This window comes from Paucibacter sp. B2R-40, from assembly GCF_025717555.1.
Lineage (GTDB): Bacteria > Pseudomonadota > Gammaproteobacteria > Burkholderiales > Burkholderiaceae_C > Paucibacter_A.
Genome location: NZ_JAJIRP010000002.1, coordinates 246,925 through 273,816 on the forward strand (window position 1 = coordinate 246,925; position 26,892 = coordinate 273,816).

Annotated in this window: 23 protein-coding genes; 8 read left to right on the forward strand and 15 right to left on the reverse strand. The window is 63.5% G+C overall.

Annotation, left to right across the window (positions count from 1 at the left end; genetic code table 11):
- Positions 1 to 2: 2 nt before the first annotated feature.
- Positions 3 to 1,397, forward strand: a complete 1,395-nt coding sequence (locus tag LNV09_RS05040) for an ethanolamine ammonia-lyase subunit EutB (RefSeq protein ID WP_263555989.1) — start codon at positions 3 to 5, stop codon at positions 1,395 to 1,397.
- The gene (eutC, locus tag LNV09_RS05045; protein ID WP_263555990.1) at positions 1,394 to 2,152 is read left to right on the forward strand and encodes an ethanolamine ammonia-lyase subunit EutC; all 759 of its coding nucleotides are present in this window, start codon (positions 1,394 to 1,396) and stop codon (positions 2,150 to 2,152) included. Before LNV09_RS05040 ends, eutC begins: the two co-directional genes overlap by 4 nt.
- On the opposite strand, the gene LNV09_RS05050 is transcribed toward eutC, so the two are convergent.
- From LNV09_RS05050 to LNV09_RS05080, 7 genes are read right to left on the reverse strand one after another with little or no spacing between them, the layout of a single operon-like run.
- Positions 2,149 to 2,487 (reverse strand): hypothetical protein, encoded by a 339-nt coding sequence (locus LNV09_RS05050; protein ID WP_263555991.1) that lies wholly within the window; start codon positions 2,485 to 2,487, stop codon positions 2,149 to 2,151. The genes eutC and LNV09_RS05050 overlap by 4 nt on opposite strands.
- The gene (locus LNV09_RS05055; RefSeq protein WP_263555992.1) at positions 2,471 to 2,647 is read right to left on the reverse strand and encodes a hypothetical protein; all 177 of its coding nucleotides are present in this window, start codon (positions 2,645 to 2,647) and stop codon (positions 2,471 to 2,473) included. The genes LNV09_RS05050 and LNV09_RS05055 overlap by 17 nt, the downstream gene beginning before the upstream one ends.
- Positions 2,648 to 2,672: 25 nt before the next feature.
- Positions 2,673 to 3,071: a thiol-disulfide oxidoreductase DCC family protein gene (locus tag LNV09_RS05060; RefSeq protein WP_263555993.1), complete on the reverse strand. Its 399-nt coding sequence runs from the start codon at positions 3,069 to 3,071 to the stop codon at positions 2,673 to 2,675.
- Positions 3,065 to 4,276 (reverse strand): FAD-binding domain-containing protein, encoded by a 1,212-nt coding sequence (locus LNV09_RS05065; protein ID WP_263555994.1) that lies wholly within the window; start codon positions 4,274 to 4,276, stop codon positions 3,065 to 3,067. Before LNV09_RS05065 ends, LNV09_RS05060 begins: the two co-directional genes overlap by 7 nt.
- A complete protein-coding gene (locus LNV09_RS05070; protein ID WP_263555995.1) occupies positions 4,263 to 5,834 on the reverse strand; it encodes a cryptochrome/photolyase family protein in 1,572 nt (523 codons plus the stop codon). Before LNV09_RS05070 ends, LNV09_RS05065 begins: the two co-directional genes overlap by 14 nt.
- Complete coding sequence (locus tag LNV09_RS05075) at positions 5,827 to 5,997, reverse strand: DUF2256 domain-containing protein (protein ID WP_263555996.1); 171 nt, start codon at positions 5,995 to 5,997, stop codon at positions 5,827 to 5,829. The genes LNV09_RS05070 and LNV09_RS05075 overlap by 8 nt, the downstream gene beginning before the upstream one ends.
- A gap of 45 nt (positions 5,998 to 6,042) precedes the next feature.
- Complete coding sequence (locus tag LNV09_RS05080; protein WP_263555997.1) at positions 6,043 to 6,354, reverse strand: high-potential iron-sulfur protein; 312 nt, start codon at positions 6,352 to 6,354, stop codon at positions 6,043 to 6,045.
- 179 nt (positions 6,355 to 6,533) lie between these two features.
- On the opposite strand from LNV09_RS05080, the gene LNV09_RS05085 reads away from it, so the two are divergent.
- Positions 6,534 to 7,598: a MerR family transcriptional regulator gene (locus LNV09_RS05085; RefSeq protein ID WP_263555998.1), complete on the forward strand. Its 1,065-nt coding sequence runs from the start codon at positions 6,534 to 6,536 to the stop codon at positions 7,596 to 7,598.
- 16 nt (positions 7,599 to 7,614) lie between these two features.
- On the opposite strand, the gene LNV09_RS05090 is transcribed toward LNV09_RS05085, so the two are convergent.
- Genes LNV09_RS05090 through LNV09_RS05100 form a run of 3 tightly spaced genes read right to left on the reverse strand, consistent with a single transcriptional unit; the run spans position 7,615 to position 13,265 of the window.
- On the reverse strand, positions 7,615 to 8,598 hold the full coding sequence (locus LNV09_RS05090) for an AEC family transporter (RefSeq protein ID WP_263555999.1): 984 nt from the start codon (positions 8,596 to 8,598) through the stop codon (positions 7,615 to 7,617).
- 23 nt (positions 8,599 to 8,621) lie between these two features.
- Positions 8,622 to 10,478: an ATP-binding protein gene (locus LNV09_RS05095; RefSeq protein ID WP_263556000.1), complete on the reverse strand. Its 1,857-nt coding sequence runs from the start codon at positions 10,476 to 10,478 to the stop codon at positions 8,622 to 8,624.
- A 27-nt stretch (positions 10,479 to 10,505) separates the two neighbouring features.
- Positions 10,506 to 13,265, reverse strand: a complete 2,760-nt coding sequence (locus LNV09_RS05100; RefSeq protein ID WP_263556001.1) for a DNA topoisomerase III — start codon at positions 13,263 to 13,265, stop codon at positions 10,506 to 10,508.
- 145 nt (positions 13,266 to 13,410) lie between these two features.
- On the opposite strand from LNV09_RS05100, the gene LNV09_RS05105 reads away from it, so the two are divergent.
- Genes LNV09_RS05105 through LNV09_RS05115 form a run of 3 tightly spaced genes read left to right on the forward strand, consistent with a single transcriptional unit; the run spans position 13,411 to position 15,555 of the window.
- A complete protein-coding gene (locus LNV09_RS05105) occupies positions 13,411 to 13,920 on the forward strand; it encodes an SET domain-containing protein (protein WP_411969219.1) in 510 nt (169 codons plus the stop codon).
- Between the two features lie 11 nt (positions 13,921 to 13,931).
- On the forward strand, positions 13,932 to 14,828 hold the full coding sequence (locus LNV09_RS05110; RefSeq protein WP_263556003.1) for a biotin--[acetyl-CoA-carboxylase] ligase: 897 nt from the start codon (positions 13,932 to 13,934) through the stop codon (positions 14,826 to 14,828).
- Between the two features lie 4 nt (positions 14,829 to 14,832).
- The gene (locus tag LNV09_RS05115; RefSeq protein ID WP_263556004.1) at positions 14,833 to 15,555 is read left to right on the forward strand and encodes a hypothetical protein; all 723 of its coding nucleotides are present in this window, start codon (positions 14,833 to 14,835) and stop codon (positions 15,553 to 15,555) included.
- 21 nt (positions 15,556 to 15,576) lie between these two features.
- Here LNV09_RS05115 and LNV09_RS05120 read toward each other — a convergent pair whose 3' ends face one another.
- The 5 genes from LNV09_RS05120 to LNV09_RS05140 all read right to left on the reverse strand — a co-directional run bounded on the left by LNV09_RS05120 (position 15,577) and on the right by LNV09_RS05140 (position 23,726).
- A complete protein-coding gene (locus LNV09_RS05120) occupies positions 15,577 to 16,623 on the reverse strand; it encodes a hypothetical protein (protein WP_263556005.1) in 1,047 nt (348 codons plus the stop codon).
- Positions 16,624 to 16,832: 209 nt separating this feature from the next.
- Complete coding sequence (locus LNV09_RS05125; RefSeq protein WP_263556006.1) at positions 16,833 to 19,586, reverse strand: S8 family peptidase; 2,754 nt, start codon at positions 19,584 to 19,586, stop codon at positions 16,833 to 16,835.
- Between the two features lie 180 nt (positions 19,587 to 19,766).
- Complete coding sequence (gene gap / locus LNV09_RS05130; protein WP_263556007.1) at positions 19,767 to 20,765, reverse strand: type I glyceraldehyde-3-phosphate dehydrogenase; 999 nt, start codon at positions 20,763 to 20,765, stop codon at positions 19,767 to 19,769.
- 77 nt (positions 20,766 to 20,842) lie between these two features.
- Positions 20,843 to 22,876: a transketolase gene (tkt, locus tag LNV09_RS05135; protein ID WP_263556008.1), complete on the reverse strand. Its 2,034-nt coding sequence runs from the start codon at positions 22,874 to 22,876 to the stop codon at positions 20,843 to 20,845.
- 226 nt (positions 22,877 to 23,102) lie between these two features.
- Positions 23,103 to 23,726, reverse strand: coding sequence for a PEP-CTERM sorting domain-containing protein (locus tag LNV09_RS05140; protein ID WP_263556009.1), 624 nt, complete (start codon positions 23,724 to 23,726; stop codon positions 23,103 to 23,105).
- A gap of 229 nt (positions 23,727 to 23,955) precedes the next feature.
- Between LNV09_RS05140 and LNV09_RS05145 the strand changes: the two genes are divergently transcribed.
- Positions 23,956 to 24,402, forward strand: coding sequence for a copper chaperone PCu(A)C (locus LNV09_RS05145; protein WP_263556010.1), 447 nt, complete (start codon positions 23,956 to 23,958; stop codon positions 24,400 to 24,402).
- 160 nt (positions 24,403 to 24,562) lie between these two features.
- Entirely contained in the window at positions 24,563 to 26,824 is a 2,262-nt protein-coding gene (locus LNV09_RS05150; protein ID WP_263556011.1) for a hypothetical protein, read from the forward strand.
- Positions 26,825 to 26,892: the final 68 nt, after the last annotated feature.

A 26,892-nucleotide genomic window follows, 5' to 3' on the forward strand; every position in this document is an offset into this window, starting at 1 on the left:
CGATGGGCTTCCAAGCGGCGGTCGGCGCGCTCAACTACCGTTTCGCCGATCTGCGCGAGCTGCTCGCCAAGGCCTCACCGGCCCGCTCTGGCGATCAGTTGGCGGGCTTGGCGGCCGCGAGCGCGCAAGAGCGCGTGGCCGCTTGCCGGGCGCTGGCCGAGGTGCCGCTGGGGCTGTTCTTGAACCAGCTGCTGATTCCCTATGAAGTCGATCAGGTCAGCCGGCTGATCATTGACAGCCATGACGCGGTGGCGTTTGCGCCGATCGCGCAGTTGAGCGTCGGGGCTTTGCGCGACTGGCTGCTGTCGGACGCCGCCACGCCGGCCGCGCTGAGCGCCTTGGCGCCGGGCTTGACGCCCGAGATGGTGGCGGCGGTCAGCAAGCTGATGCGCAACCAGGACCTGATGCTGGTCGCGAGCCGCTGCCGCGTCGTCACCCGCTTTCGCTCGACGCTGGGCCTGACCGGCCACTTGGCGGTGCGGCTGCAACCGAACCACCCGACCGACAGCCCGGCCGGCATCGTCGCCAGCATCCTGGACGGTCTGATGTATGGCGCCGGTGACGCCGTCATCGGCATCAACCCGGCGGCCGACAGCGTGGCCGCGATGACGCGGCTGCTGTACTTGCTGGACGAGTTGATCCAGCGCCACCAGATCCCGACGCAGAGCTGCGTGCTCACGCATGTGACGAACACGCTGCAAGCGATTGAACAAGGCGCGCCAGTCGATCTGGTGTTCCAGTCGGTGGCCGGCAGTGAGGCGGCGAACCGCAGCTTCGGCATCGATCTGGCGCTGCTGGACGAAGCGCATGCGGCGGCGCTGTCGCTGCGGCGCGGCGGTGAGCATGTGATGTATTTCGAGACCGGCCAGGGCAGCGCCTTGTCGGCCAACGCGCATCACGGTGTGGACCAGCAGACGATGGAAGCGCGCGCCTATGCAGTGGCGCGCCGCTACAAGCCGCTCTTGGTCAACACGGTGGTCGGTTTCATCGGCCCGGAGTATTTGTTCGACGGCAAGCAAATCATCCGCGCCGGTCTGGAGGATCATTTTTGCGGCAAGTTGCTGGGCCTGCCGATGGGCTGCGACATCTGCTACACCAACCATGCCGAGGCCGACCAGGACGATATGGACAATTTGCTGGTGCTGCTGGCCAGCGCCGGCCTGAACTTCATGATGGGCGTGCCGGGCGCTGATGATGTGATGCTGAACTACCAGAGCACCTCGTTTCATGACGCGCTGTTCGTGCGCAAGTTGCTGGGCCTCAAACGCGCGCCCGAGTTCGAGCTTTGGCTGCACGGCATGGGCATCACCGATGGCCAGGGCAGTCTGCTGCCGGCCTCGAGTGGGGCGGCCCTGCTGGCCGATTCGCTAAGCGGCAAAATTGGCGGCATGGCATGAAGCTCGACATCACGCTCGACCCTTGGGCCGAACTACGCCGTCACACCCCGGCCCGCATCGGCATAGGCCGTGCCGGCACCAGCTTGCCGACCCGCGAGTTGCTGGACTTCAGCGCCGCCCATGCGCAGGCACGCGATGCCGTGTTGACACCGCTGGATGTGGCGGCCTTGAGCGCCGAGCTGAGCGGGCAAAGTTTTGCCTGCCTGAGCGTACAAAGCCAGGCCTCGAACCGCGCGGTCTATTTGCGCAGACCCGATCTGGGGCGCCGGCTGGACGGCGCGAGCATCGAGCGCCTGCAGGCGCTGCCGCCGCAGGCGTTTGACCTTGCCGTCGTGTTGGGCGACGGTTTGTCGGCCATCGCCAGCCAGCGGCATGCGCTGCCGCTGATTCAGCAACTCAAGTTGGTGCTGAGCGAGAACCTCAAATGGGCGCCGCTGGTGATCGCCACACAGGCCCGCGTGGCGCTGGGCGATGAGATCGGCGCGCTGCTGGGAGCCAAGGCGGTGCTGATGCTGCTGGGCGAGCGGCCGGGCCTGAGTTCACCCGACAGCCTGGGCGCCTATCTGACCTTCGCTCCACATATCGGCCGCAGCGACGCCGAACGCAACTGCGTCAGCAATATCCGCCCTGCCGGTTTGACGCCCGAGCTGGCCGCCCCACGCCTGGCTTGGCTGCTGCGGGAGGCCTTGCGACGCAGCCTGAGCGGCGTGGCGTTGAAGGACGACAGCGAACGCGAATTGCTCGGCGCTGCCTAAGGCCCGTCCTGCTCGGCCTCGCGCCCCGGCGGCGGGTAAGCATCGGCCACAAAGGCCGGCCCCTTCATCACCATCACGATGACGCAGCCTATGCCCAGTGTCAGCACCAGCGTCCAGTGCAGCAGCAACAAGCCCAGCAGCCGGTAGCAAGTCAGCAGCAAGTCACGCTCTGCGGCAGCCGTCAGCTGGCTGGGCACGGCCCACCAACAGGCCAAGGCCAACAAGCCCGGGATCGCGGTGCCGACCCACAAAATGCGCGGCAAGCGCTGCCAGATTGCCCATTCAAGCCCGGGCGGCGAGCGGTCAAAGCCGGGCAGTCTATTCAGCCAGTTCATCGCTGCCCCCTGGTTGAGAGGCCGGCGCGCCAACTTGCGCGGCGGGTAACGGAGGTACATGGCTCATCTTCTGCCCATCCCATTGCTGACCACACCAGCAGCGCCCGGCCGGATCAATGATGCAAGTGCCGCTGCCGCAGCAGCGAGGATCTTCGGTCATGAGGTGCTCCTGGGCTCACAGAGAATCAAAGGGGATCGAAGCGCCGAGCGACTCGTTGCAGCGCCGGCCGTGCATGCAAAAACACACGATAGGCGCGTTCCATCACCCACGCAAGACCTGGCAAGCGCCCAAGCCTAGCCAGCCAACGCCAGCCGGGCAGCGTCGCCCACAAAGCCAGAAATGCCTCAGCGCCGCTGAGCAAAACCCCGTCGCTGGCCTGCACATGGAAGCGCGCCATCAGTTGTTCACGTGTGCTGCCCGCGGGCAAGGCCAGGGCCGGGTCGCTGACATCGGCAAAACACAGCGGCTGACTCGCTTGCAGGCCCTGATAGAGCGCAATCTCGCGTCGGCACAAGGGGCAAGCGCCGTCGTACAGCACGGTCAGCGGTCTGTCCTTGGGGTTCGGTTGAACAGGATTCACCATGCGGGCACCTCGTTGGCGGCCAGGAGTTCGGCCGCAGTTTTTAGGCCGCGCGTGCTGCGGGCCCACCATTGGAAGAACGAGTCACAAGGCTCGGGCGTGAATGGAAACAGCGCCGGGGCTGGTTGGCACTCGGCCCATGTGGGCAAGTAATGCCTGAGGTGCGGCTCCTCAATGCTGCGCACCCGCAAGCTGCCGGCCAAGGCCGCGCCAATGGCCGCCGCGTCGCCATACCAAGATTGCAAGGCATGGTCCCTCGATAGCTCGGCGACCCGCTCCGCCACGAAGCGCCAGCGCCGCTCACTCCAGGGCCAGGACGCGTGGAAGTTGCTGACGAAGACAAAAACCAGCACCGTATCAGGCGGCAGTTGGGCTGGCAGCGCACCCAAACTCCACGGATGCAAGAGCCAGACCTCTTTGCCCTCGGCAAACACCGCGTCGGGCTTGCCTGCGCCAAGCCAAGCCGGTGGCTGCGCGCTCAGCTGTGGCTCAAGCAGGCCCGGCAAGGCCGCAAATGACGCGCCCGAGCTCGGCTTAGGCTCGCGCGCCAACCGGTCCAGCGCTTCGTAAGACACATCAATCACGCTGCCCGGGCTATGCCAGGCGGGTGGGGCATAACGGGCCACGTTATCGGCATTGAACAAGTAGGGCTTGCGGCTGCCGGTGCCGGCAACCCATTGCCAGCTCAGGTGGTTGCTGGCCAGATCGCCGTCCAGCAGATGCGCGTACATCCAGTCGGCGCCGCAACGCCAATGCAGCTTGCGGATATGGACGCAGTAGCTCGCCAACCACATGCGCGCATGGTTGTGCAGCATGCCGGTGGCGTACAGCGCATGTACAGCTTGGTCGATCACGGGCAGGCCGGTGCGGCCTTGGCGTATATCGTCCGTCAGTTCGTTTTCGTAAGCCCCGCCTGGCAGCGGCCCCTGATGCAAATCGGTCAGAATGCCGTCGCCGCGGTGCTGCCAGACATGGCGAAAGTAGGCCCGCCAGCCCAACTCGAAAATGAATTTGTGCTGCAAGTCCAGCTCATGACGGGCCAACACGCCGACCAGCACCTCCGGCAATGACACAAACCCGTGGGTGATATAGGGCGACAAACCGGTCACCGCGCCATTCAATGCATTGCGGCTGCGCGCATAAGCCGCAGGCTGGACGGCATCAACGCGCATGCGCGCCGCTGCCAGCGTCGGTTCAAAGGCTGGCATCTGGCAATGCTCCCTCTTCACAGCGCCGAATCGCGTCGGCGCGCTCAAGCACGGCCTGGCGCTCCTCGTCGCTCAGCCGAGTGAGGTTCTTGACTTGCAGCGCCATGCGCGGATTCTTGGCCAAGCTCGCCTCGTGACGCATCAGAAAGTCCCAGTACAAGGTGGTGAAGGGGCAGGCTCTATCTCCGCTGCGCAGGGCCGGGTCGTAGCGGCAACTCTTGCAATGCGGGCTCATGCGCTGGATGTACTTGCCGGTGGCGATATAGGGCTTGCTGCCCATCAGGCCGCCGTCGGCATATTGGCTCATGCCCAGGGTATTGGGCAACTCGACCCACTCCACCGCGTCCACATACATGGCCAAATACCAAGCGTGTACCGCTTGAGGCCTGACGCCCAACATCAGCGCATAGCCACCGGTCACCATCAAGCGCTGGATGTGATTGGCATAGCCATGCGCCAGGGTCTGGGTAATGGCATCACGCAGGCAAGCCATCTCGGTCGCGCCGTTCCAGTAGAAAGCCGGCAGCGCATGCTCGGCGCCGAGCGCATTGCGAGCCAAATAGCCCGGCATCTGCGTCCAATAGATGCCGCGCACATATTCACGCCAGCCCAGAATCTGCCGCACAAAGCCCTCGACACTGGCCAGCGGCGCAGCGCCCGCTTCATAGGCCGCGACCGCCGCCGCCACCACCTCACGCGGGTTCAAGAGCTTGAGGTTGAGCGCGGCCGACAAGTGGGCGTGATACAGCCAGGGGTCGCCGGGCCAGATCGCGTCTTGGTAGCGGCCAAACAGCGGCAGGCGCTCGGTGATGAAAGCGCTCAAGGCCTGCAATGCCTGGGCGCGCGTCAGCGGCCAGGCAAAACTCGCCAAACTGCCCGGATGATGGGCAAAGCGGCGCTCCACCAGCGCGAGCACTTCAAGCGTGACTTCATCGGGCTCGAAGCGACTGCGCGCCGGCAACAGCCCCGGCCCCTCGGCGCCGAAAGCGGCGCGGTTGTCCGCGTCGAAATTCCATTGCCCGCCCACCGGCCTGTCCGCCTGCTCGGGGTCCATCAGGATCTGGTGTTTTTTGCGCTGCTCACGGTAAAAAAACTCCATGCGCAGCGATTTGCGGCCGCGTGCATGTGACGCAAACTCGCGCACGCTGCTGAAGAAGTGCCGGTCTTCGCGCAACTCCAGCGGCAGACCACAAGTGTGGGCGGCGGCCTTGAGCGCTTGCAAAACGCGCCAGTCGCCGGGCGCCGTCAGGATCAAACGAGCGGGCTTCAAGCGCGCCACATCTGACAGCAGTTGCGCGGCCAAGCTGCCGGCATTGCCGCCTGCCTCCAGGCGCGTGTAGTGCAGCGGCCGTCCCGCAGCTTGCAAGGCGATGGCGAAATGCCGCATCGCCGCCAAAAACATCGCAATGCGCGGCTTGCCGGAAGCGATGTGGGTCGACTCCTCCGCCACCTCAGCCATCCAGACGGCATCCAGCGCTGGGTCAAAGCCGTCGAAGGCGGCCGCTTCCAGATCGAGTTGGTCGCCCAGGACCAGCACCAGCGCGCGCAGCTCAGCCATGACTGGCCGCCTTGCCGCGCCGGCAAGCGTCCGAGCAGTACTTGACCTCGGCCCAGTTTTTGGCCCAGTTTTTGCGCCAGGTCATGGGCCGCAAACAGACCTTGCAAGGCTTGCTCGGCAGCGCAGCTTTATTGCCGCGAAACGAAGGCGCCGAGCCACTCATCTTCAAGCAGCTCAGCGGCTCAGTCAGCTCAGGCGCCAGGCGCGATCAGGCCTTCTTGGCCCAGGCGCTGCACCAGCCCGCTGCGGCCACTTGCTTGCCGGCAAACAGCGGGCAGCCGCCCGCCTTGTCGGCCGCCTTGCCCTGGAACAGCGCACAGCCGGCGCAGTTCTGCCCGGCCGCGAATTTGGGGAACTTCTTGGCATCAACGCGCTTGGCGTCGGCCACATAGCCCAGCGCGGCAGCCTGGGCATCTTTCTCATCCACCATCGCTTGGGCGAAGGCGCTGGTGCCTACGGCTGCGGTAGAGGCAGCGGCAACCGTCATCAGGAAAACACGGCGTTGCATAGGGTGGGTCATGGGGAACTCCTTGCGATGGCTAGCGAGATTGAATCAGAAGGCCTTTCCTTCTGCTTTGCAGGATAAGTTAATTCGAGTCAAAATGTCGTCAAATATTCAATCCCCGAGTAAAACCGTCCGGTGATTGGAGTCAATTGCGCTTCACTTGAGGTCCACCTGAAGTTCACTCGGGAGTCATGATGAGCAAAAGCAAGGCAGCCATCAAGGCGGCGCAGCCCGATTCAGCAGCGCGGCACCGCAGCGGCGCCGTCGCCCGCATGCTGCGCATGCCCGTCGCCACCTTGCGGGTTTGGGAGCGCCGCTATCACTTGACGCAAGCCGAACTAAGCGCCAGCGGCCAGCGGCTGTACTCGGCCAGCGACGTGCAGCGGCTCGCCTTGCTGAAGCGCTTGAGCGACCTTGGCCACGCCATCGGCAGCCTGGCAGAGTTGGACATGCGGCAGCTGCAAGCGGTCGCGGCTACCCATGCCAGCGCGCTGACCCAGACCCATCTAGCCGAGGCCGAGACCGAACCCGCAGCCGGCGGCCCTTGGCGGCTGGCCGTCATTTGCAGCGCCTTGGGCAACGCCTTGTGCAAGCAACTGCAAAGCCCCGAATTGTTGCGCCGCTTGAGGCGGCCGGTGCAATTGCTGGGCCCTTTTGAAGATGCCGCCCAAGCCGAGGCCGCCTTGCTTGGGCTGCGGGTCGATGCCTTGTTGGTGCAGGCCCCGCATATACAGACAGACTGGCTGGCAGGCCTGCGAGCCACCGCCCCCAACTTGGCCGCGCGGCCCAGCGCCCTGCTGTACCGCTTTGCACCTGATGCCGCCTGCGCCGCCTTGGTGGACGCCGGCACCTTGCTGCTGCGCGAGCCCCAGAGCGACAGCGTGCTGGGCCAATGGCTGCAAGGCTTGCAGGCTGCGGGCGTGCCGCTAGCCGCGCGACAAGCGCCAAAAGCGCCAGCGGCGCCCAATCCCGCCACTGCGGCTATAGCGCCGCGCCGCTGGGATGATGCGGCCTTGGCAGATTTTGCCGGCCTGTCTTCCACCGTCGCCTGCGAATGCCCGCGCCATGTGGCCGAATTGCTGCTGCAGCTCGGCCACTTTGAGGCCTATAGCGCCGATTGCGAGGACCGCAGCCCCGGTGACGCGCAACTGCACCGTTATTTGCGCGCCGTGGCCGCCGGCTCGCGCGCCAGCTTCGAAGCCGCCCTGACCCATATTGCCGCGCATGAGGGGCTGATCCTGCCACCCTCCAAGGCCTAGCAAGGTCGACCTGCCATCAGATGGCGCTGAGGACCGCCAGCCACAGTGGCGCCGTCAAGACGAACAGCAAGGTCGAGGCGACGATGGCTGCCGTCGTTTCGCCCTCCTGGCAACGGTAGCGCTGCGCGAAGATCAGCGCATTGGAGCCGGTCGGCAGCGCCGCCACCATCACGATCACCGACAAGGGCAGGCCGGCCAGGCCGAAGCCCCAGTGCGCCACCACCAGGACCAAGGCCGGCAAGACCAGCAACTTCAGCGCCGCCAAGCCCAGCACACCGCGCCAGGCCCTGGGCCAACCGTAATAGGCCAGGGACATGCCAATCAGCGTCAGGCACAGCGGCACCACCGCCGTGCCCAGCATTTGCAAGACCTCATCCAGCACGGTCGGCAAGGCCATACCGATTGAATTCAAAACAAACCCTGCCAACACCGGCAGCACCACCGGGTGAATCACCGTGTTGCGCACTGTTAACGCCAAGGTGCTGGCCAGGCCGCCCTGCTCGGGGCGAGCGCGCGCCAGATCGAGTTCGACCAACAGCGTCAAGACGGTCAACAGTGTCAACGCATGCAGGCTGATCACGGTGATGTGAATCGCCAAGCCGGCTTCGCCGAAGATGCCGGCGGCCAGCGGTACACCGATTTGCAAGGTGTTGCCGAAGGTGACGGTGATGGCCTGCACGCTGGGCACGGCCGCAGCCTCAGTCACTTGATGTCGCCAGCGCTGCAAGCCATAGACCAACAACAAGAGCAGCAGCACCGGCATGAAGAACGCCGCCAGGGTCAGCCAAGGCAGGCTCGCCAAATCGAGCCGCGCAGTGGTGCGAAACAGCAGCGCCGGCACAAAGATATAGAAAGCCACATTGGAGAGCACGCGGGCCGGGTCATTGCCCTCGGCCCCCGCACTGGCGCTGGCACCCAGCCAGCGCATGCGGCCGACAAACCAGCCAATCGCCACCGCGATAAAGATTGCCAGCAGTTTGTAGAACACCAAGCCTGTCATGCCTGAGCGCGCTCGTTACTCATTCACGACACCGTGTGCAGGCTGAGCTCGAAGGAAAAGCGGCTGCCGGCGCTAAACTCGCTGTGCACATGGATTTCGCTGCCCATCTCACGCATCAGCTGCTGGCTGATCGACAGACCCAGGCCGGTGCCGCCCAGGCAGCGAGCGTCGTCCACCACCTGCTCGAACGGCTGGAACAGGCGCACCAGTTGATGATCGGCAATGCCGATGCCGGTGTCGCTGACTTCGAAACTCAGGCGCGCCACGCCCTCTTGCAAACTCAGCAAACGCACTGACAGCCCGACACTTCCCGTATCGGTGAATTTCATCGCATTCGAGAGCAGATTCAGCAAGACCTGACGCAGGCGTTGGCCGTCCACCATCACCCTGGAGGGCAGTTGCAGGCCGAGGTCAATATTGAACAGCAGGTGCTTTTGCTCGATGCGCAGGCGCACGCTGTCACACACCATGTCCAAGAGCGCGCGCAGATCCACCGAACTCGGCTGCAAGCGCACCTTGCCGGCTTCGATGCTGGCGGTGTCGAGCACGTCCGTGATCAAGCTGAGCAAATGCTCGCCCGAGTCGCGCACCTGCGCGATCTTGCTTTGCTGCGCAGCACTCAGGCTGTCGTCCATCTGCAGCAACTGGGTGAAGCCCAGGATCGCGTTCAAGGGCGTTCGAAACTCATGACTCATGGTGGCCAAGAAGCGGCTCTTGGCCTGGCTGGCGGACTCGGCGCGTTGCTTGGCCTGGCTCAACTCCACGGTGCGCTCGGTGACCAGCTCTTCCAGGTGGTCACGGTGATGGGTCAACTCTTGCTCGGCCAGGCGGCGCTGGCTGATGTCACTGACCATGCCCTCGATGCGGGTGCCGCTGCCATCTGCCAAGGGCACGACATGAACGCTGAGCTCGACCCATAACTGCATACCTTCTCGGTTGGCGATCAGCAAGGGCACCTGCTGCAGCAAGCGATAACGGGTCAGCGCCCGGGCGATGCGCTTGTACTCCAGGGCCTCCACCTGCACCAGCGCGCGCAAGCGGCGACCCGACTTGAGCGCCTCTTGGGGCGAGGCGTAGCCCAGCATCTTGGCCAGCGCACGGTTCAGGCTCAGCAAGCGGCCCTTCGAGTCTGCTTGAAAGATACCCTCGGTGGCGTTCTCGAACAGGCTGCGGTAGCGCTCCTCGCTTTGGCGCAAGCCTACCGATGAATTCAGTAGGCGCTCGCTCATCGAATTGAACTGCTGGGTCAGTACACCGATCTCGTCGCTGTGCTCGACCTCGGTGCTCGCCCCCAACTCGCCCGCTGCCACGCGCTGCGCCATTGCGCCTAGCCGCTTGACCGGGCGTGTCACCAGGCGATTGATCAGCAAATAGCTGGTCGCAATCACCGCCGCCAAGGTGGCGGCGAGCAAGCCGGCGACAAAACGCCGCGTATGGGTGACCTGGGCCTGCACCAACTCACTCGTGGAGATCAGCACCGCCTGGGCCACCAGCGTGGGCTCGGCATGCGGGCTGCTTTGATACATCACCGGAAACTCGCGGCGCAGCGGCAGCACGGCCGGCCGATTGCGCTCGCGCCGCAGCGGCGCGGCGTTGACACCCAAGCTGATCATCTCGACCGCATGCACCTCCGGGTCGGCCATCACCGCATCGAGCAAGTTCTCGATCGCCGTGCCGTCCAGATTCCAGATCGGGGCGGCAAAACTGCGCGCCACCAGATCGGCCATGCGCTGCTCGCGCTGCACCAGCGCCAGCGACAACTCGCGCTCTTCGGCCACCGTCCAGTACCAGCCCAGCGCCAGCACCAGAATGCTCGCCACCAGGCCGATGCCGGCAATCAAGCGGGTCTGAATTCCAATGCTTACCGGGCTCCGTCCCATGCTCCAGGTCCTCAGCGTTCAGCTTGACTAAGCTGCCTTCTTGACGGCAACTTTCTTCGCTGCGGCCTTCTTTGCCGGCGCCTTCTTGGCCGCGACTTTCTTGGCTGCCACCGTCTTGGCTGGCGCAGCGGTCTTGGCCGCAGCTGGCTTGGCGCCGGGCTTGAGCGCACGCGGCTCAAACTCGAACATTACCTTGCCTTCCTTCTTGTCATAGGCCAGGAAAGCCTTGAACTTGCGGCGCGTCTTGTTGGAGACAAAGTTTTCCAGCAAGGCGGTCTTGCCCTCGGCCAGGAGCTTTTGCATCTGTGCCACTTCAATCGGCTGCTGCAAGATGATCTTGCCGCTCTTGAAGTCGCAGGTCACGGCCGCACCGACCGCATGTTCGCAGACATAGTTGGCCCCATGCTCGAACACATGACCCTGGCATTTCGGGCAAGCACCCAGCGAGGTCTGCGCGCTGAAGTCGACCGGCTCGCCGTCACCCTCGGCCTTTTTCGCGTCTTCACCGAAGTCGAATTCGAGCTTCCAGTTGTGGATCTCGTCGTCATAGACCAAGGCCAGCTCGGCGGTGAAAGGCCAACCGGCCTTGGAGCGGAAGCCCTCCAGCGGGCCGATCTTCTTGTCAGTCAAGAACTTCTCAACCTCATGTAACTCGAAGCTGCGGCCACCCGGAATCTTGCCGATCGAGAAGCCGCAGCCTTCTGCTGCGACCGGGTCGCCCGCCGGGCCGCTCCCAAGGGCGGCCACATCCCCTCGGGGGACCGGCTGCGTACCCGCAGCCGAGGGGCCATGTCCCCCGCCGATGCAGGTGTAGCGACGATAGTTCTCCTTCACCACGCCGCCACACTTCGGGCAGGGTGCCTTCAAGGTCGCGTAATCACCCGGGATGGTGTCGCGGTCATATTCCTTGGCCTTTTGCACCACGCGCTCGGTCATTGCGGCGATTTCGGCCATGAAGGTGTCGCGGTTCAAGCGGCCCTTCTCCATCTCGGCCAGCTGGAATTCCCAGTTGCCGGTCAGCTCGGGCTTGGTCAACTCCTGCACATCGAGGCCGCGCAGCAGCGTCATCAGCTGGAAGGACTTGGCGGTGGGCACCAGCTCGCGGCCGTCGCGCAGCATGTACTTCTCCATGATCAAGCCTTCGATGGTGGCCGCCCGCGTGGCTGGCGTGCCCAGGCCCTTCTCGGTCATCGCGGCGCGCAGCTCTTCGTCGTCGATCAGCTTGCCCGCTCCTTCCATCGCCGACAACAACGTCGCTTCGGTGTAGCGCGCCGGCGGCTTGGTCTGCAAACTCTTCACATCGACGGACTCGGTGCGCACCACCTCGCCCGGCGCCACCGCGACCAGATTGGCGTCGTCTTCCTGCGCCTCTTTGCCATACACGGCCAGCCAGCCCGGTTTGACCAGGATCTTGCCGTTGGTCTGGAAGTTCAATTCCTGACCCGCCGCCTTGACGGTCGATATACGCGTCGTCACCATGAATTCGGCCGGCGGGAAGAACACGCCCAGGAAGCGCTTGACCACCATGTCATAGAGCTTGGCCTCGATGTCGCTGAGGCTCTTGGGCGCTTGCAGGGTCGGGATGATGGCAAAGTGATCCGAGACCTTGGCGTTGTCGAAGACCTTCTTGGTCGGCTTGATATAGCCTTCCTTCAAGGCCTTGCGAGCATGGGTCGCCAGCTCGCGCAGTGGGCCCGGCATGTCCTCATTGGCGATCATCTCGGCGGTCTGCTTGGCGACGGCCAGATAGTCCTCGGGCAGATAGCGCGAGTCGGTCCGCGGGTAGGTCAGGACCTTGTGCTTCTCATACAAGGCCTGGGCCAGACTCAATGTGGTCTTGGCCGAGAAGCCAAAGCGCGAGTTGGCCTCGCGCTGCAAGGTCGTCAAGTCATAGAGGCCGCCGCAACTGCTGGTCGTGGGCTTACTTTCCTCGCGCACGCTGGCCGGCTGGCCGAGTGCGGCCAGCGCGATGGCGTCGGCATCGGCCCGGTTCCAGACCCGGTCAGCACGGCGCTCCAGGTCCTCGTCTTTCTTCCAGGCCGGGTCAAACCACTTGCCTTCGTACTGGCCGGCGACGGCGTCGAAATTGGCGCGCACTTCCCAATAGTCACGCGAGACATGCTTGCGGATCTTTTCTTCACGCTCGACCACGATGGACAGCGTCGGCGTCTGCACCCGGCCCACGGTGGTCAGGAAGAAGCCGCCGTCGCGCGAATTGAAGGCCGTCATCGCCCGCGTACCGTTGATGCCGACCAGCCAGTCCGCCTCGGAGCGGCACCGCGCGGCATCCGCCAGCGGCAGCATCTGCGCGTCGCTCTTGAGCTTGCCGAACCCGTCGCGAATCGCCTGCGGCGTCATCGACTGCAGCCACAGCCGCTCGACCGGCTTGTTGATCGCGGCCTTGGCCGTGCCCGCATACTGAACGATCAAGCGGAAGATCAGCTCACCCTCGCGGCCCGCGTCACAGGCGTTGATCAGTTGGGTGACGTCCTTGCGGCGGATCAGCTTGACCAGGGCGTTCAGCCGGCCCTTGACCTTGTCGATAGGGTTCAGGTCAAAGTGAGGCGGGATCACCGGCAGATTGGCGAAACTCCATTTGCCGCGCTTAACGTCGAATTCCTCCGGCGCCTTGATCTCCACCAGATGGCCGACGGCCGAGCTGACCACATATTGATCGCTCTCGAAATATTCATCATGCTTTTCGAACTTGCCGGCGCTGGAGGTCAGCGCGCGGACGATGTCTTGAGCCACGGAGGGCTTCTCGGCAATGATCAGGGTCTTGCTCATGATGATGATGTTTTCTTTTCGTCAATGATCGGGCACCCGGCAAACCGAGTTAGACCCTGCCTACAATCCGGCCTCGCGCACATACACACGCACGCACGCACCCACACGCGCGCACACCCATGAATTCAATGTACCTAAAAAGCCGATGAGCTCGTCAACAGCGAAAAAAACTGTCAAGCCTTTGCCCGCGGCCAAACAAGCCAAACCCACGGGCAGGCGCATTCAGGTACGAAATTCTGGTGTCCATGGGCGCGGAGTCTATGCGCTCACGCACCTCAATGCCGGCGATGTGCTGATTGAATACACCGGCGAGCGTATTTCTTGGGACGAAGCGATGGACCGCCACCCCCATGACCCGGCCCAGCCCAACCATACTTTTTACTTCCACATCGAAGACGGCCGCGTCATCGACGCACTGCATGGCGGCAACAGCTCACGCTGGATCAACCATGCCTGCGACCCTAACTGTGAAGCCGATGAGGAAAACGGCCGGGTGTTCATCAAGGCGCTGCGCGACATCTGCCCCGGCGAAGAGTTGTTCTACGACTACGGCCTGACGGTTGACGAGCGCTACACGGCCAAGCTGAAAAAAGAATTTGCCTGCTACTGCGGCAGCCCCGAATGCCGTGGCACCATGCTGGCGCCGAAACGTTGAGTCATGCAGCCGTGAACCCCGCTTATCAGAACTGGAATGCCGAGAAGCTCTACGAGGCCTTGCTGCCGCTATTGCCCGGCATCAGCATCGAGGTCTTGGCACGCGCCGAATCAACCAATAGCGCGCTGCTGGACCGCATCAAAAGCGACGCCCGCAGCGGCGAGCCCCAGCCCTATGGTCGCCGCGCCCACGATATGCAACCCTGCCTGCTGGTGGCCGAGCATCAGACTCATGGCCGCGGGCGCTTGGGGCGCGCCTGGTTGTCGGCACCCGGCAGTTCGCTGACTTTCTCGCTGGCCTTGAACTTGGCACCCGCAGATTGGTCGGGGCTCTCGCTGGCGGTGGGCTGCGCGATTGCCGAGGCCTTGGAGCCCAGCCTAGGGCTTAAGCAAGCACCACGCCTGACCTTGAAATGGCCCAACGACATCTGGCTGGACGGCCGCAAGCTCGGCGGCATCTTGATCGAGACCGTGACGGCCGGCGCGGGCCGCATGGCGGTGATAGGCGTGGGGCTGAACATCAAGGAACTGAACGCCGGCAAGGACAGTGAGGACTCCAGCCTGCAATTCAACACCGGTTTTGCTGCGCTGAATGAACTGCGACCTGACTGCACGGCGCCCGCTGCGCTGGCCTTGATTGCCCCGGCCTTGGTGCAATGCTTGCTGGATTTTGAGCAAAACGGCTTCGGACCTTGGGCATCGCGCTATGCCAGGCGAGACCTGACCCTGGGCCAAGGCGTGACGGCCGGCCAGGTCGAGGGCGTCTCGCGCGGCGTCGGCACACAGGGCGAATTGTTGCTGCAGACCCCGCAGGGTGTGGTGGCGATCAACGGCGGCGAGGTCAGTCTGCGCCTGACGCCTTCGCCTGACGTCTGCGCCGCCCAGCAGCAACCGCAACAGCAAGGCTGAACCCGTGCTGCGCGCCCTGGTCCTGCTGCTGATTTTGCTGAATGGGCTATTTTTCGGCTGGACGCGGGGCTGGCTGGATGGGGTGATTGGCATCAAGGCCAGCGGTGAGCGAGAACCCGAGCGGGTCGCCGCTCAAGTGCATCCTGAGCGCATCACGCTGCTGAGCCCACAGGCCGCAGCCGCGCTGCAAACCCGCAGCTGTCTGGAGTTAGCAAGCCCCTTGAACGGGGATGCCGCGCTGGCCGAGGCGCAGGCTGTGCTGCAGCGCGCCGGCTTCACGGCCAGTGATTGGCAAGCCCAATCGGCCGAGCAGCCTGGTGTGTGGGCGGTGGCGTCGATTCGCCTGCCTTCCAAGGACTTCCAGGCGCGCAAGGAAGAGACCTACAAGAAGATGAGAATCGCCTTTGAGTACCTGAGCGGCCCGCCCGAGGAGTTGCCCACCATGGTGCTAGGCCGCCACGCCAGCGAGAAAGCGGCGCAAGCCGCGCTCGACGCCTACACGCAGCGGCAGCTGAAAGGCTTGCGGGTCTTGCAGCTGCAAGCGCCCATGCAGCGTCATGTCCTGCGCGTGCCCAAGGCCGACAGCGCCCAGGCCGCCAAGCTGCTGGGGCTGGCCAAGGAGCCGGCTCTGCAAGGCGGCTTCAAGGCTTGCGCGGCGCAAGCAGCAGTGCCAGCGGCGACTGCGGCAAGCTCCACGGCTGCTGCGAGCTCGGCAAGCGCGCCCTGATTTTTCGCCAAGCCTTGTGCGCTAGCGACTCAAATCGATGGTGCCGCAAGGTACATCGATGATGATGCTTTGTGTCAGCACTTGGTCAAACACTTCGCGCCGGAGATTGAGCGTCAAACCTTCCAACCAGGCCAAGAACTCGACCCGGTTCAGATTGGGCTCGCCGACCTCACCGACCCGGTTCTTGAAAGCGGGCTGCCCCACCGCCCACATCACCTTGAACGGGCAGGCCATGGTATTGAGATCGAAGCTGACTTTTTGCTTGTCAATGTCCTTGACCGACCCTAGGAATGCCATCAAAGAATTGTCTTTGAGCGTGTAGTCGTAGCTCCGGCTTGAGCCTCTGAAACTAAACATCTGCTCAATCGTCACTGGCTGGGCCTCAGCGGGCAAGCAGGGCAAGCGGTACTCACGCGCATGGTCTTGCGCCAGTCGGGCCATCGCCTGCGAGCTGCTGCTGTAGGCGATCGTCACCTCCGGGGCAGCATCAGGCTTAATAAAGCGGATATGCAGCAAGACGTTGCCGGAGGTGGGCTTCTTGATATTGCTCGCCAGCGGATTTTCTTCTCGCCACTGCGGCACTTCGGCCGGCGTGCGCAGGCAGCTGACCAAACTGGCGTTCGCCGGTGGCGCCACATAGCGCATATCGTTCCAATGCACAGGCTGGCCGCCCTTGGGGCTGAACGCAAACTCCTGCACGGCCTCGATTTTCTGACCGCTCGCCAAACAAGGCAATCGATAGCCGCGCAAATAACGCCGAACTTCGTAGGCCAAATCGTCCGAGCCATTGCGGCTCAGAATCTCCACTTCAGGCGCTCGGTCGGCGTCAGCAAAGCTCAGCTTGACGCGGAAATTGCCGCCGCGCTGCAAACTCAAATCTTGCTCGGGATAAACCGGGGGCGGCTCTGACATAGTCAGACATTGCAAAGGCTTGGCAGCGTCTTGATCGACGATCGTGTTGATCGCATGCGCCGAAAATGAGCCGCACAGCGCGAGCGCTAGCGTTGGTGCCAAGCGCTGGCCCCGGCGCAGCCAAGCACTGCGGGCAAAAAACGTTGATTGATCCACCTGATACTCCTCCCTACCTGATTCAAAGTTCGAGAAACTTTTGTTCTCTTGAACTACGGTGCAAGGCGCGGGCACTGCATGCAAGTCCGCGCCGAGACCGTTTCTTTGCCGGCAGTATGTCGGGCTGCGGCGATCGCGCAAGCGTGTTTACACCAAGACAAGACAAGGCTGCCGACACCCAAGCGGCCCGCCCTTCATGGCGAACAGCATCAGGCCTTAGATCGCGTGCGGCGCAAGAGCCAGGTCGAAAAGCCCAGCATTGCGACCCACAGGCTGCTGAAAGCCCCGCCTCCACCTCCGCCGCCACTCTCGGCCACCGTCACGGGTGCCGCTGCGATCGCAAAGCTGCGCGAGACCGGCGTGGCGGCCGCAAAGCTGCTGTCACCCGCTTGCGTGGCGCTTACCGTGCAGGTGCCCACCAGCAGCAAGCTCAGGCTGTTGCCGCTGACGCTGCAGACCGACGGTGTGCTGGAGCTGAAGCTGATCGCCAGGCCCGAGCTCGCCGTGGCACTCAGGGCCGGTGCCGCTACGCCCAGCACTTGATCAGCGGGGCCTGTAAAGCTGATCGTCTGCGCGGCCGGCAGCACGGCGAAACTGCTGCTGACCTGAGCGGCCGCAGCGTAGTTCGCATTACCGGCCTGATTGGCCAGCAGCGTACAAGTTCCACTCGTCACCAAGCTGACTGCGCTGCCGCTGACGCTGCAAACAGCTGGTGTCGCGCTGGTGAACGACACCGCCAAGCCCGAGGAGGCGCTCGCACTCAAGACGGGCACGGCCACACCGATCGTTTGAGTCGCCACGCTCGCCACCGTGATGGTTTGCGCCGCTTGGGCCACCGTGAAGTTGCGCGTCACCGGCGTTGCTGGCGCGTAAGTGTTGTTGCCCGTCTGGGTTGCCGAAACCGTGCAGGTACCGGCGGACAAGACCGTCAGGACCGCGCCACTGACGCTACACACCGAGCCGGTGCTGGATGAAAAACCGACCGAGAGCCCTGAGCTGGCGCTGGCCGTCAAATTGAATGCGCTCACACCGAAGGTTTGATTTGACGGGCCGGCAAATGTGATGGTTTGCGCGGTGACGCCGGCTGAGCTGCTGACAGTAAAGCTGCGCGCGACCGAACTGGCGGCCGCATAGGTCGCATTGCCTGCCTGGGTCGCGGTGAGGCTGCAATTTCCGGCCGCCAAAAGACTCAAGGTACTGCCACTGACACTGCACACCGAGGGCGTTGTGGACGTAAAGCTAACTGTCAGGCCCGAGCTGGCGCTGGCCGTCAAGGCAATGGCGCCGCTGCCCAATATTTGATTGCCCGGGCCGGCAAAGCTGATGGTCTGAACGGTGGCGCCGACCAAGGTCGCGGCGACCGCCGCTCCCGCATCCAGCATGCCCGCACCACAGGTGCTGGTGGTGCAATAACATTCATCCTGTACGGCACTGGTGGGTGCGGTGCACTGCGCGATGCCGGCCGTACCACCACTGCTGACAAAGGGTCGGGCCGTCCTTTGCAAGATTGCCAACACCTCGGTGGACGTCAGGGAGGGTTTTGCCGAGACCATCAAGGCCACCGTGCCCGCCACGATGGGGGCCGAGAAACTGGTGCCCACCGATGCGCCGTTGTTGGTGTAGGCCGCATCAGCCGCCACCGGGGTGGTGCTGCCGCTATTGGTGGTGGACAACATTGGGAACAGGCAGGCACCGCTCAAGTTGACGCAATTGCCGCCGGGCGCGGCGATGGCCACCTCGGGGCCGACGCTGGAAAAACCCACCTTGCTGCCGACATGGCGCAGACCGGTGACGGTAATCACGCCCGGGCAATTGCCAGGCAGGCCGACCGCTTGGCCCTCACTATTGCCCGCCGCCACGACGATGGTGGCGCCGGTGGCGATGACTTGGTTGATGGTGTCGCGGTAGGTGCCGGAGCCGGTAGCGCTACATGTCCCTGTGCCGCCAAGGCTCAGATTGAGCACCTTGGCCGGATTCGGATTGGTCGGCAGGCCAGGCACGGCGATGCCGGCCGCCCATTTCATGCCGGCCATGATGTCGGAGTCATAGCCGCCGCATTTGCCCAGCACGCGTATGGGCAGGATCTTCACGCCCCAGGCCACGCCGGCGATACCTTGGCCATTGTTGCTGCTGGCCGCAATCAGGCCGGACACCCGCGTGCCATGCCAGCTGCTGTTGCCAATGTCAGTCGCGTCGCAACCCGTGCCGAGCGCTCCGCCGTTGATATCGGCTTGCGTGACGTAGTCACCCGGGTCGGAGGCATCACTGTCACGCCCCGCCACGCCGTCGCCGGCGGTGGCGTCATTGGCGATCATGTCGTAGCCGCCGACGAACTGCCCGGCCAGGTCAGGGTGGTCCTTGCGTACGCCGGTATCCAGCACCGCCACCACCACCGAACTGATGCCGGTGCTGGTGTCCCAGGCTGCAGGCGCGTTGATGCTGGATACCACCTCACCGACCGGCGCCTTCAAATACCATTGCCCATTGGCTGAGCCATTGACACCACTCGGGGCGACGCCGCCAAAGCCAGCATACAAGGGGTCATTCGGCGTCACGGCCGTATGCCGACGGCGCCCGTCAATGACCACCATCTCGACCTCGCTGTCCAAAGCCAGGCGCTTGACCAGCTCAGCGGAGCTGATGCCCTTGGCGGTGAACACATGCGTGCGCTCATCCAGGCTGCGATGGGCCTGCAGGCCGACCACGCCTTTGTTGACGCCGGTGCGCAGGCCTAAACCGGTGGCGCGGGTCTGCGCGATGTCTTGGGCTGAAGCCTTGCTCGCCTGGGCCGACATGATCTTGGCCCTCACACTCGGTGCGGCCGGCTTGAAGCGCACGATCACACGGGCGCTATAGCTTTCGGCCGCCGAGGCCTCGGTGGCGGCCGCCAGCGAGGACTGCGGGTACAGCGCAGCGCCCAGTAGCAGGGTCGACAAAAAGGGCGCAAGGATCAGGTACTTCATGGCCGGGCAACTCCAAACAAGGCGCGCCGCCCGAGCGGCGCATATCCCTTCAGTTTAGTTCGGCCCCGCGAGCCACAGAGGTAAAGAAAGGCAACTGCGCGGCACTTGTTTGAGTCAAAGCGGACGCAAAAAAGGCCTTGCTTTTTTATCAAGCAAGGCCTTCGATCAATAGCTCAAGTCTTATTTGGCGATCACACGCACCATTTCGAGCACCTTGTTCGAGTAACCCCATTCATTGTCATACCAGGCCACCAGCTTGACGAAGGTGCTGTCCAGCGCGATACCGGCATCGGCGTCGAAGATCGAAGTGCGCGCGTCGCCCCGGAAATCGGTCGCCACGACCTTTTCTTCGGTGTAGCCCAGCACGCCCTTCAAAGCGCCTTCGGATTGGGCCTTGAACTCGGCGCAGATTTCCTTGTACGAGGCTTCGCTGTTCAGCTCAACCGTCAAGTCAACCACCGACACGTCGGAGGTCGGCACGCGGAAGCTCATGCCGGTCAGCTTCTTGTTCAGCTCGGGGATCACCACGCCGACGGCCTTGGCCGCACCGGTGCTCGAAGGAATGATGTTTTCCAGAATGCCGCGGCCGCCGCGCCAGTCTTTATTGCTCGGGCCGTCGACCGTCTTCTGCGTCGCGGTGGCCGCATGCACGGTCGTCATCAGGCCGCGCTTGATGCCCCATTTGTCGTTCAAGACCTTGGCCAATGGGGCCAGGCAGTTGGTCGTGCACGAAGCGTTGGAGATGATGGCTTGGCCGGCATAGGTCTGGTGGTTGACGCCGAACACGAACATCGGCGTGTCGTCTTTCGACGGTGCCGAGAAAACCACCTTCTTGGCGCCCGCTGCCAGATGCTTCTCGCCCGAAGCCTTGTCCAGGAAGAGGCCGGTCGCCTCGACGACGATGTCGGCGCCGACTTCATTCCACTTCAGCGCGGACGGATCACGCTCTTGGGTCAGGCGGATGGTCTTGCCGTTGACGATCAGGTTCTGGCCATCAACCGAGACTTCGCCGTCGAACTTGCCGTGCACGCTGTCGTACTTGAGCATGTAAGCCAGATAGTCAGGCTCCAGCAAATCGTTGATGCCGACAACTTCAATTTCCTTGAAGTTTGCGATGGCCGCGCGGAACACCATACGGCCGATGCGGCCGAAGCCGTTGATACCAATCTTGATCGTCATTTGAGAGTCTCCAAAAAAACAATTGCAAAACCGCAGAAAAAAGGGGCGCTGAGGGCACCCCTTCGTCATTCACCCAATTACTTCTTCTTGCCCAGCGCAACCTTGACGGTGGCCGCCACATTCTCAGGCGTGAAGCCAAAATGTTTGAACAGCACCGGTGCCGGAGCCGATTCGCCGTAAGTATCGATGCCAACGACGGCCGCGCAGCCGTATTTCCACCAGCCGTCCGTCACGCCCATTTCCACCGCCACACGCGGCAGGCCTTCGGGCAAGACGGACTTCTTGTACTTGGCGTCTTGGCGATCGAACACGCTGGTCGAAGGCATGGACACGACGCGCACGCCAATGCCGTCCAGCGCCAACAACTCTTGCGCGCGCATGGCCAACTGCACTTCCGAGCCGGTCGCGATGATCACCGCCTGAGCCTTGCTCTTGATACCGACCGAAGCTGGCTCGGCCAAGACATAAGCGCCCTTGCTGATTTCGTCCAGCGCCTTCTTCGGCGCATAAGGCAGGTTCTGGCGACTCAGCGCCAGCACGCTTGGGCGGCTGGCGTTGCCCAGCGCCATCGTCCAGGCAACCGCGGTTTCGGCCGTGTCGGCCGGACGCCAGACGTCCAAGCCGGGGATCAGGCGCAGGCTGGCCACATGTTCGATCGACTGATGCGTCGGGCCGTCTTCGCCCAGGCCGATCGAGTCATGCGTGAACACGTGAATAACGCGCAGCTTCATCAGCGCGGCCATGCGGATGGCGTTGCGGCTGTAGTCGCTGAAGGTCAGGAAGGTGCCGCCGTAGGGGATGTAGCCGCCATGCAGCGCAATGCCGTTCATGATCGCGGCCATGCCGAATTCGCGCACGCCGTAGTTGATGTGGCGCCCGCCATTGCTGCTGCCGTCGGCTTCCAGGCGGAAGGCGGTCGCGGCCTTGGTGTTGGTCAGGTTGGAGCCGGTCAGGTCGGCCGAGCCGCCGAGCATTTCGGGCACGGCGGCCGTGAAGGCTTCCAGCGCGATCTGGCTGGCCTTGCGGCTGGCGACGGTTTCGGCTTGCGTGTGGGCGGCGATCACCGCGTCAACAGCGGTCTGCGCGAAGTTGGCGGGCAGGTCGCCGGCCATGCGGCGCTTGAACTCGGCCGCCAGCGCGGGGTGCGCCTTGGCATAAGCGGCAAAGCGCTTGTCCCAGCCGGCTTGCAGCTTGGCGCCCTGCGCCTTGGCGTCCCAGCCGCTGTAGACCTCCTTGGGGATCACGAAAGGCGCGTGCGCCCACCCGATCGCCTCGCGGGTCAGCTTGATTTCGTCGCCGCCGAGTGGCTCGCCATGGGCCTTGGCGGTGTTGGCGCGGTTCGGGCTGCCTTTGCCGATATGGGTCTTGGCAATCACCAGGCTTGGCTTGTCCGTGCTCAGCTTGGCCTGGGCAATCGCAGCGTCAACGGCGTCGATGTCGTGGCCGTCAACCGGGCCAATCACGTTCCAGCCATAGGCCTCGAAACGCTGCGCCGTGTTGTCGGCGAACCAAGGTGCGACTTGGCCGTCGATCGAGATGCCGTTGTCGTCATAGATGGCGATCAGCTTGTTCAGCTTCCAAGCGCCGGCCAGCGAGCAAGCTTCGTGGCTGATGCCTTCCATCAGGCAGCCGTCACCCATGAAGACATAGGTGAAATGGTCGACCACCGCGTGCTTGTCACGGTTGAATTCCTTGGCCAGCATCTTCTCGGCCAGCGCCAGGCCGACCGCATTGGTGATGCCCTGCCCCAGCGGGCCGGTGGTCGTCTCGACGCCGGGGGTGATGCCGACTTCGGGGTGGCCGGGGGTCTTGCTGTGCAGCTGGCGGAAGTTCTTCAGCTCTTCGATGGACAGGTCATAGCCGGTCAGGTGCAGCAGCGCATAGATCAGCATAGAGCCGTGGCCATTGCTCAGCACGAAGCGGTCACGGTCGGCCCATTGAGGGTTCGTTGGGTTATGGCGCAGATGGCGGTTCCACAAGGCGACGGCGATATCGGCCATGCCCATGGGCGCGCCGGGGTGGCCGGAATTGGCTTGCTGCACGGCGTCCATGGCCAGTGCGCGAATGGCGTTGGCCATCAAAGTGGGGTTGCTTGCAGCGGTAGTTGCCATGGCTTGAGGAGCTTGAGGAGCTGGAGTTTCGAGGAGGGGTAACCCGGGATTTTACTAGGCCTGCGCGCACCCACCGTTCATGCCAGTGAGACCAAGCCATCATTCCATCAAAACGCTTGCCGCAAAGCCAAGAAGCGTCACCCAAACAAAACAGGCGATCGCCGCAGAAAAGCTGGCGATCGCCTGGTTCAAACTTGATTGACAGCCTCGGCTGTCAAGGCCTTGCTCAGCCGCGGCGGCGGCGTGTCAGGCCCAGCAGCGCGAAGCCGCCGGCCAACATCATCAGCGAGGTGCTGGCCTCGGGCACGGCCGAGATATTGTCAAAGCCGATGTTCTGTCCGGCGCTGCCGGTCAAGTCGAAGGACTTCGCGGTGCCGCTGAAATTCAAGGTCACTTGCTTCCAGCTGTCGTAGCCGGCATCTGCCGTCTTGGCCAAGTTGAAGGTACCGAGCAAGTCGCCGGTGCCATTCAAGCCGGAATAGGCCTTGACGGCGCCGGTCACGTCAACGTAGCTGGCGTAGAACAAAGACAGGCCGCTCTCGACACCACCCGCCACATTCATATAGGCAGAGGCACCGGGGATGTCTTGAACGTAGGCCGTACCTTGGGCCGATGGCGCGCCGCTGTAGAAAGTGAAGTCAGCGTCATTGGACAAGCCTGCCACGCCGACGAACTCGACGCCCAGGTTGACGCCGGTGGACTCATCGGAGGCCGCGCCACCGTTGTAGAAACCATTGACCGCCACGTCGTAGCTCCAGGTCTTTTCAAAGTCGACCACGAAGCTCGTGGCGCCTGCGAAGGCTGGGGCGGCGGCAAACAGGGCCAGAACGGCCAGGCGAGAAAGCTTCATGGGAATAATCCAGGTTGGGGGGAACTGAGCGTGGCCATCAAAGCCACATTGCGCCGCCAGTCTATTCACGCTACACGACAACAGTGTGACCAAGCCGACACCGTTGCGGCTGCCATTCGGATCAAGCACCGCAAGCTCCATAGCCGCTGCCATTGGCACTGTCATCGGCGCTTCATATGAAGTCGCTAGGCTCGCCCTCTTCCCATCTCCAGCGCCCGCTCTACAGACCATGACTCAGCTCATTGATCGCCGCCATCTGCTGCGCGCGGCCGCTGCCGCCGGCCTCGGCGCTTGCCTGCCGCGCGCGCGCGCCTGCGAATTTTTTTGCACCACGCTGCGCGTCACCCACCCCTGGACGCGCGCCTCCGCCCCCGGCGCCACCAGCGCCGTGATCAACATGAAGTTCGACGAAGTGCTGCAGGACGACCGGCTGATCGGCATTGAAACCCCGGTGGCGGCCAGCGCCGAAATCGGCCGCGCCGGCTCGCGCGACAAGCGCGCGGTGGACTTTGCCATTCCGGCCGGCCAAGAAACCGAACTCAGCGAAACCGGCACCTTCATTCGACTGACCGGCCTGAAGCACCCGCTCGAAATCGCCCGCAGCTATCCATTGACGCTGGTGTTCGAAAAAGGCGGCAGCATCGAAGCCGACCTCAGCGTCGACTATGACAACTAGTCAGTCAACGTAGGCCATCAGGCACGGACAAACCGTCACGACCAAGTCACCTAGGCTCCCTAACATCCAAGGGCAGTTTAGGCAGGGCAGCTGTTTGCCCGCCAAAGAATCACCCGCACGCCCCACCCCCTTTCCCGTAAAACAATCAGGAGTTGTTCACATGAAATTCGGTTTCAGCAAAAGCCGGCTCGCCCTCGCGGCAGTCGCAGCCATCGGCTGCACCACCCTGTCCGTAGCCCCGACTGTCGCCAGCGCCGCCGGCAAGACCGCCGGTCAATATGTGACGGGAGACTTCCACAATCACACCACCTGCTCGGACGGCTCGATTTCGATGCAGAAGTTGGTCAAGAAGGTCACCGACAAAGCCGGCAGCGGCGACACGCCATGGGGTCTGGACTGGTTTGTGCAAGCCGGCCACGGCGGCAACGGCAACCGCAATTGCACTTTGACCGAAGACGCATCGCTGAGCACGCCTGCCTACCCCAACATCCCCGGCAAGGGCCCGACAACAACTTGGGCCAATAGCGTTGGCGCAGCAGCCATCAAGGGTGATGGCGGCGGCGTGGGTGGCAACGGCAATATGTGGCGCTGGCAGTCGATTCAGGAATTCCAGTACCCGCTGATCGAGTATTTGGCAACTTCCAAGAACCTGCCCCTGTTCATCGGCATGGAATCGGTCGTGGCCGGCCATGAGCACAGCTCGATGAGCATCATCACCGGCCAAATGCCGGCCTCGCTGGACGGCGCCACCATGCCTGCAGCGCCTGGCTACACAGCCCTGGGCAATGCCAACGCCTTGGCCCAATGGTCGTATTGCTTTGACCGTGGCGACACCGACAAGAGCCGCGGCAACGTCACCGGCTCGGCCATCGGCAACAACTGGAATTGCGCCGTCCCAGGCAGCAACAGCGCCGGCGACATCAGCTGGAACGCTGCAGCCCAGAAGCTGATGCCTGCCAGCGGCACCGGCAACGGCACCAAGGGTCACCTGAAGACCGTGGAAGCCATCAAGTGGATGGCCCAGAACCACGCCAACGGCAGCTACTATGTGCCTGCCCACTTGGAGCGCGCCGGCCCCTTCTACGCCGATGGCAACCAAGGCTTCAACATCGAGCATCTGCGCAACTTCAACAATGCCGGCCCGACCATTGCCTTCGGCTTTGAAACCCAGCCTGGCCACGGCGCTTCTTCGAACCGCGGCGAATACCAAGTCAAGCGCAACAATATCGGTGGCGTGGCGACCGACTCGGTCGGCGGCACCACCTACGGCGGCACCGGCGTCTATGGCGCCCAAGTCGGCGGCGTCTGGGATGCATTGCTGGGCGAAGGCCGTAACTTCTGGTACTTTGCTTCGTCCGACTGGCACAACCGCGGCTCGTTCGGCCCGGATGACCGCCGCTCGACGCAAGACTTCTACCCCGGCGAATACGCTCGTGACTTCGTGATGGTGCGCAACGGCGCCGACAAGCTGCGCCCGCAAACCATTGTTGACGGCCTGCGCACCGGTAACAGCTTCGCCGCCAGCGGCCAGCTGATCGACCGCCTGGCTTTCGTCGCCTGCGCTTCCTACGCCGGCCCTGCCGCGCGCACCAACGCACAGGTCGAGGCCTTGGCCGTGGCAGCTGCCACCAATAACAAGGACATTGATGCCAGCGGCTGCGCCACCATGGGCGAAAAGCTGGTGGTTCGCCCCGGTGCCGAGATCGTCGTGTCGGTGGTCGTGCGTGATCCAGAAGGTATCAGCCACGCGCCTTACAGCTTCCCCAACCCATCGCTGAAGCAAGTCGGCATCATCCAGCCGCTCAATATGCCCGTGCTGGACCACATCGACCTGATCCGCGGTCTGGTGACTGGCTACAAGACACCGGGTGCGGCTGACTACGCCGGCGCTTGGCCAAGCAACACCGACTGGCTGCGCACCGACGGCAGCACTGCGGACCTGTCCGTCGTGCCCGCCGCGGCCAAGAACACCAGCGCCGCTGTCATCAAGACCTTCAGCGAGAACGGTGCCGCAGCTTGGGTGGCCGTTGCCTCTGGCGTCGACAACAGCAAGTTCCTGAAGATGACTTACCGCATTCCTGCGGTCACGGCATCCCAGTATGTGCGTCTGCGCGGCAGCAATCTGCCGGCCGCTGTGCCTTATGAAACCGACGCCAATGGCAACCCCTTGGCCGACTTGTTCACCAACGCCAACGACACCACCAAACTGCGGATTCCTTGCACCACCGTGGGCAGCAATGTGCCTGCAGCCGGCGTGACCTACACCGGCAACACCATCGACGGCTGCCCAACGCATCTGCCGGTCGTGAGCGGCCAGAAGATGGTTGCCTATGACGTCGCCGCCTGGTCCGATCTGTGGTTCTACAGCAACCCGATCTATGTGCAAGTGAACGGCTCCACCGCCGTCGCCGGCGTCAAGTAAGACCAGCAAAAGCTTCGCTTGAAGGGCGCCATGCGGCAAGGCATGGCGCCCTTTTTCATGCGCTCAAG

What these genes read in the sequence shown, in the direction of transcription:
- LNV09_RS05050 (WP_263555991.1), bottom strand. Translation starts at nt 2,487, where the DNA reads ATGAACTGGCTGAATAGACTGCCCGGCTTTGACCGCTCGCCGCCCGGG.
- LNV09_RS05090 (WP_263555999.1), bottom strand. Translation starts at nt 8,598, where the DNA reads ATGACAGGCTTGGTGTTCTACAAACTGCTGGCAATCTTTATCGCGGTG.
- LNV09_RS05095 (WP_263556000.1), bottom strand. Translation starts at nt 10,478, where the DNA reads ATGGGACGGAGCCCGGTAAGCATTGGAATTCAGACCCGCTTGATTGCC.
- LNV09_RS05085 (WP_263555998.1), top strand. Translation starts at nt 6,534, where the DNA reads ATGAGCAAAAGCAAGGCAGCCATCAAGGCGGCGCAGCCCGATTCAGCA.
- LNV09_RS05080 (WP_263555997.1), bottom strand. Translation starts at nt 6,354, where the DNA reads ATGACCCACCCTATGCAACGCCGTGTTTTCCTGATGACGGTTGCCGCT.
- LNV09_RS05070 (WP_263555995.1), bottom strand. Translation starts at nt 5,834, where the DNA reads ATGGCTGAGCTGCGCGCGCTGGTGCTGGTCCTGGGCGACCAACTCGAT.
- LNV09_RS05040 (WP_263555989.1), top strand. Translation starts at nt 3, where the DNA reads ATGGGCTTCCAAGCGGCGGTCGGCGCGCTCAACTACCGTTTCGCCGAT.
- gap (WP_263556007.1), bottom strand. Translation starts at nt 20,765, where the DNA reads ATGACGATCAAGATTGGTATCAACGGCTTCGGCCGCATCGGCCGTATG.
- tkt (WP_263556008.1), bottom strand. Translation starts at nt 22,876, where the DNA reads ATGGCAACTACCGCTGCAAGCAACCCCACTTTGATGGCCAACGCCATT.
- LNV09_RS05060 (WP_263555993.1), bottom strand. Translation starts at nt 3,071, where the DNA reads ATGGTGAATCCTGTTCAACCGAACCCCAAGGACAGACCGCTGACCGTG.
- LNV09_RS05145 (WP_263556010.1), top strand. Translation starts at nt 23,956, where the DNA reads ATGACTCAGCTCATTGATCGCCGCCATCTGCTGCGCGCGGCCGCTGCC.
- LNV09_RS05055 (WP_263555992.1), bottom strand. Translation starts at nt 2,647, where the DNA reads ATGACCGAAGATCCTCGCTGCTGCGGCAGCGGCACTTGCATCATTGAT.
- eutC (WP_263555990.1), top strand. Translation starts at nt 1,394, where the DNA reads ATGAAGCTCGACATCACGCTCGACCCTTGGGCCGAACTACGCCGTCAC.
- LNV09_RS05150 (WP_263556011.1), top strand. Translation starts at nt 24,563, where the DNA reads ATGAAATTCGGTTTCAGCAAAAGCCGGCTCGCCCTCGCGGCAGTCGCA.
- LNV09_RS05125 (WP_263556006.1), bottom strand. Translation starts at nt 19,586, where the DNA reads ATGAAGTACCTGATCCTTGCGCCCTTTTTGTCGACCCTGCTACTGGGC.
- LNV09_RS05100 (WP_263556001.1), bottom strand. Translation starts at nt 13,265, where the DNA reads ATGAGCAAGACCCTGATCATTGCCGAGAAGCCCTCCGTGGCTCAAGAC.
- LNV09_RS05065 (WP_263555994.1), bottom strand. Translation starts at nt 4,276, where the DNA reads ATGCCAGCCTTTGAACCGACGCTGGCAGCGGCGCGCATGCGCGTTGAT.
- LNV09_RS05140 (WP_263556009.1), bottom strand. Translation starts at nt 23,726, where the DNA reads ATGAAGCTTTCTCGCCTGGCCGTTCTGGCCCTGTTTGCCGCCGCCCCA.
- LNV09_RS05105 (WP_411969219.1), top strand. Translation starts at nt 13,411, where the DNA reads ATGAGCTCGTCAACAGCGAAAAAAACTGTCAAGCCTTTGCCCGCGGCC.
- LNV09_RS05075 (WP_263555996.1), bottom strand. Translation starts at nt 5,997, where the DNA reads ATGAGTGGCTCGGCGCCTTCGTTTCGCGGCAATAAAGCTGCGCTGCCG.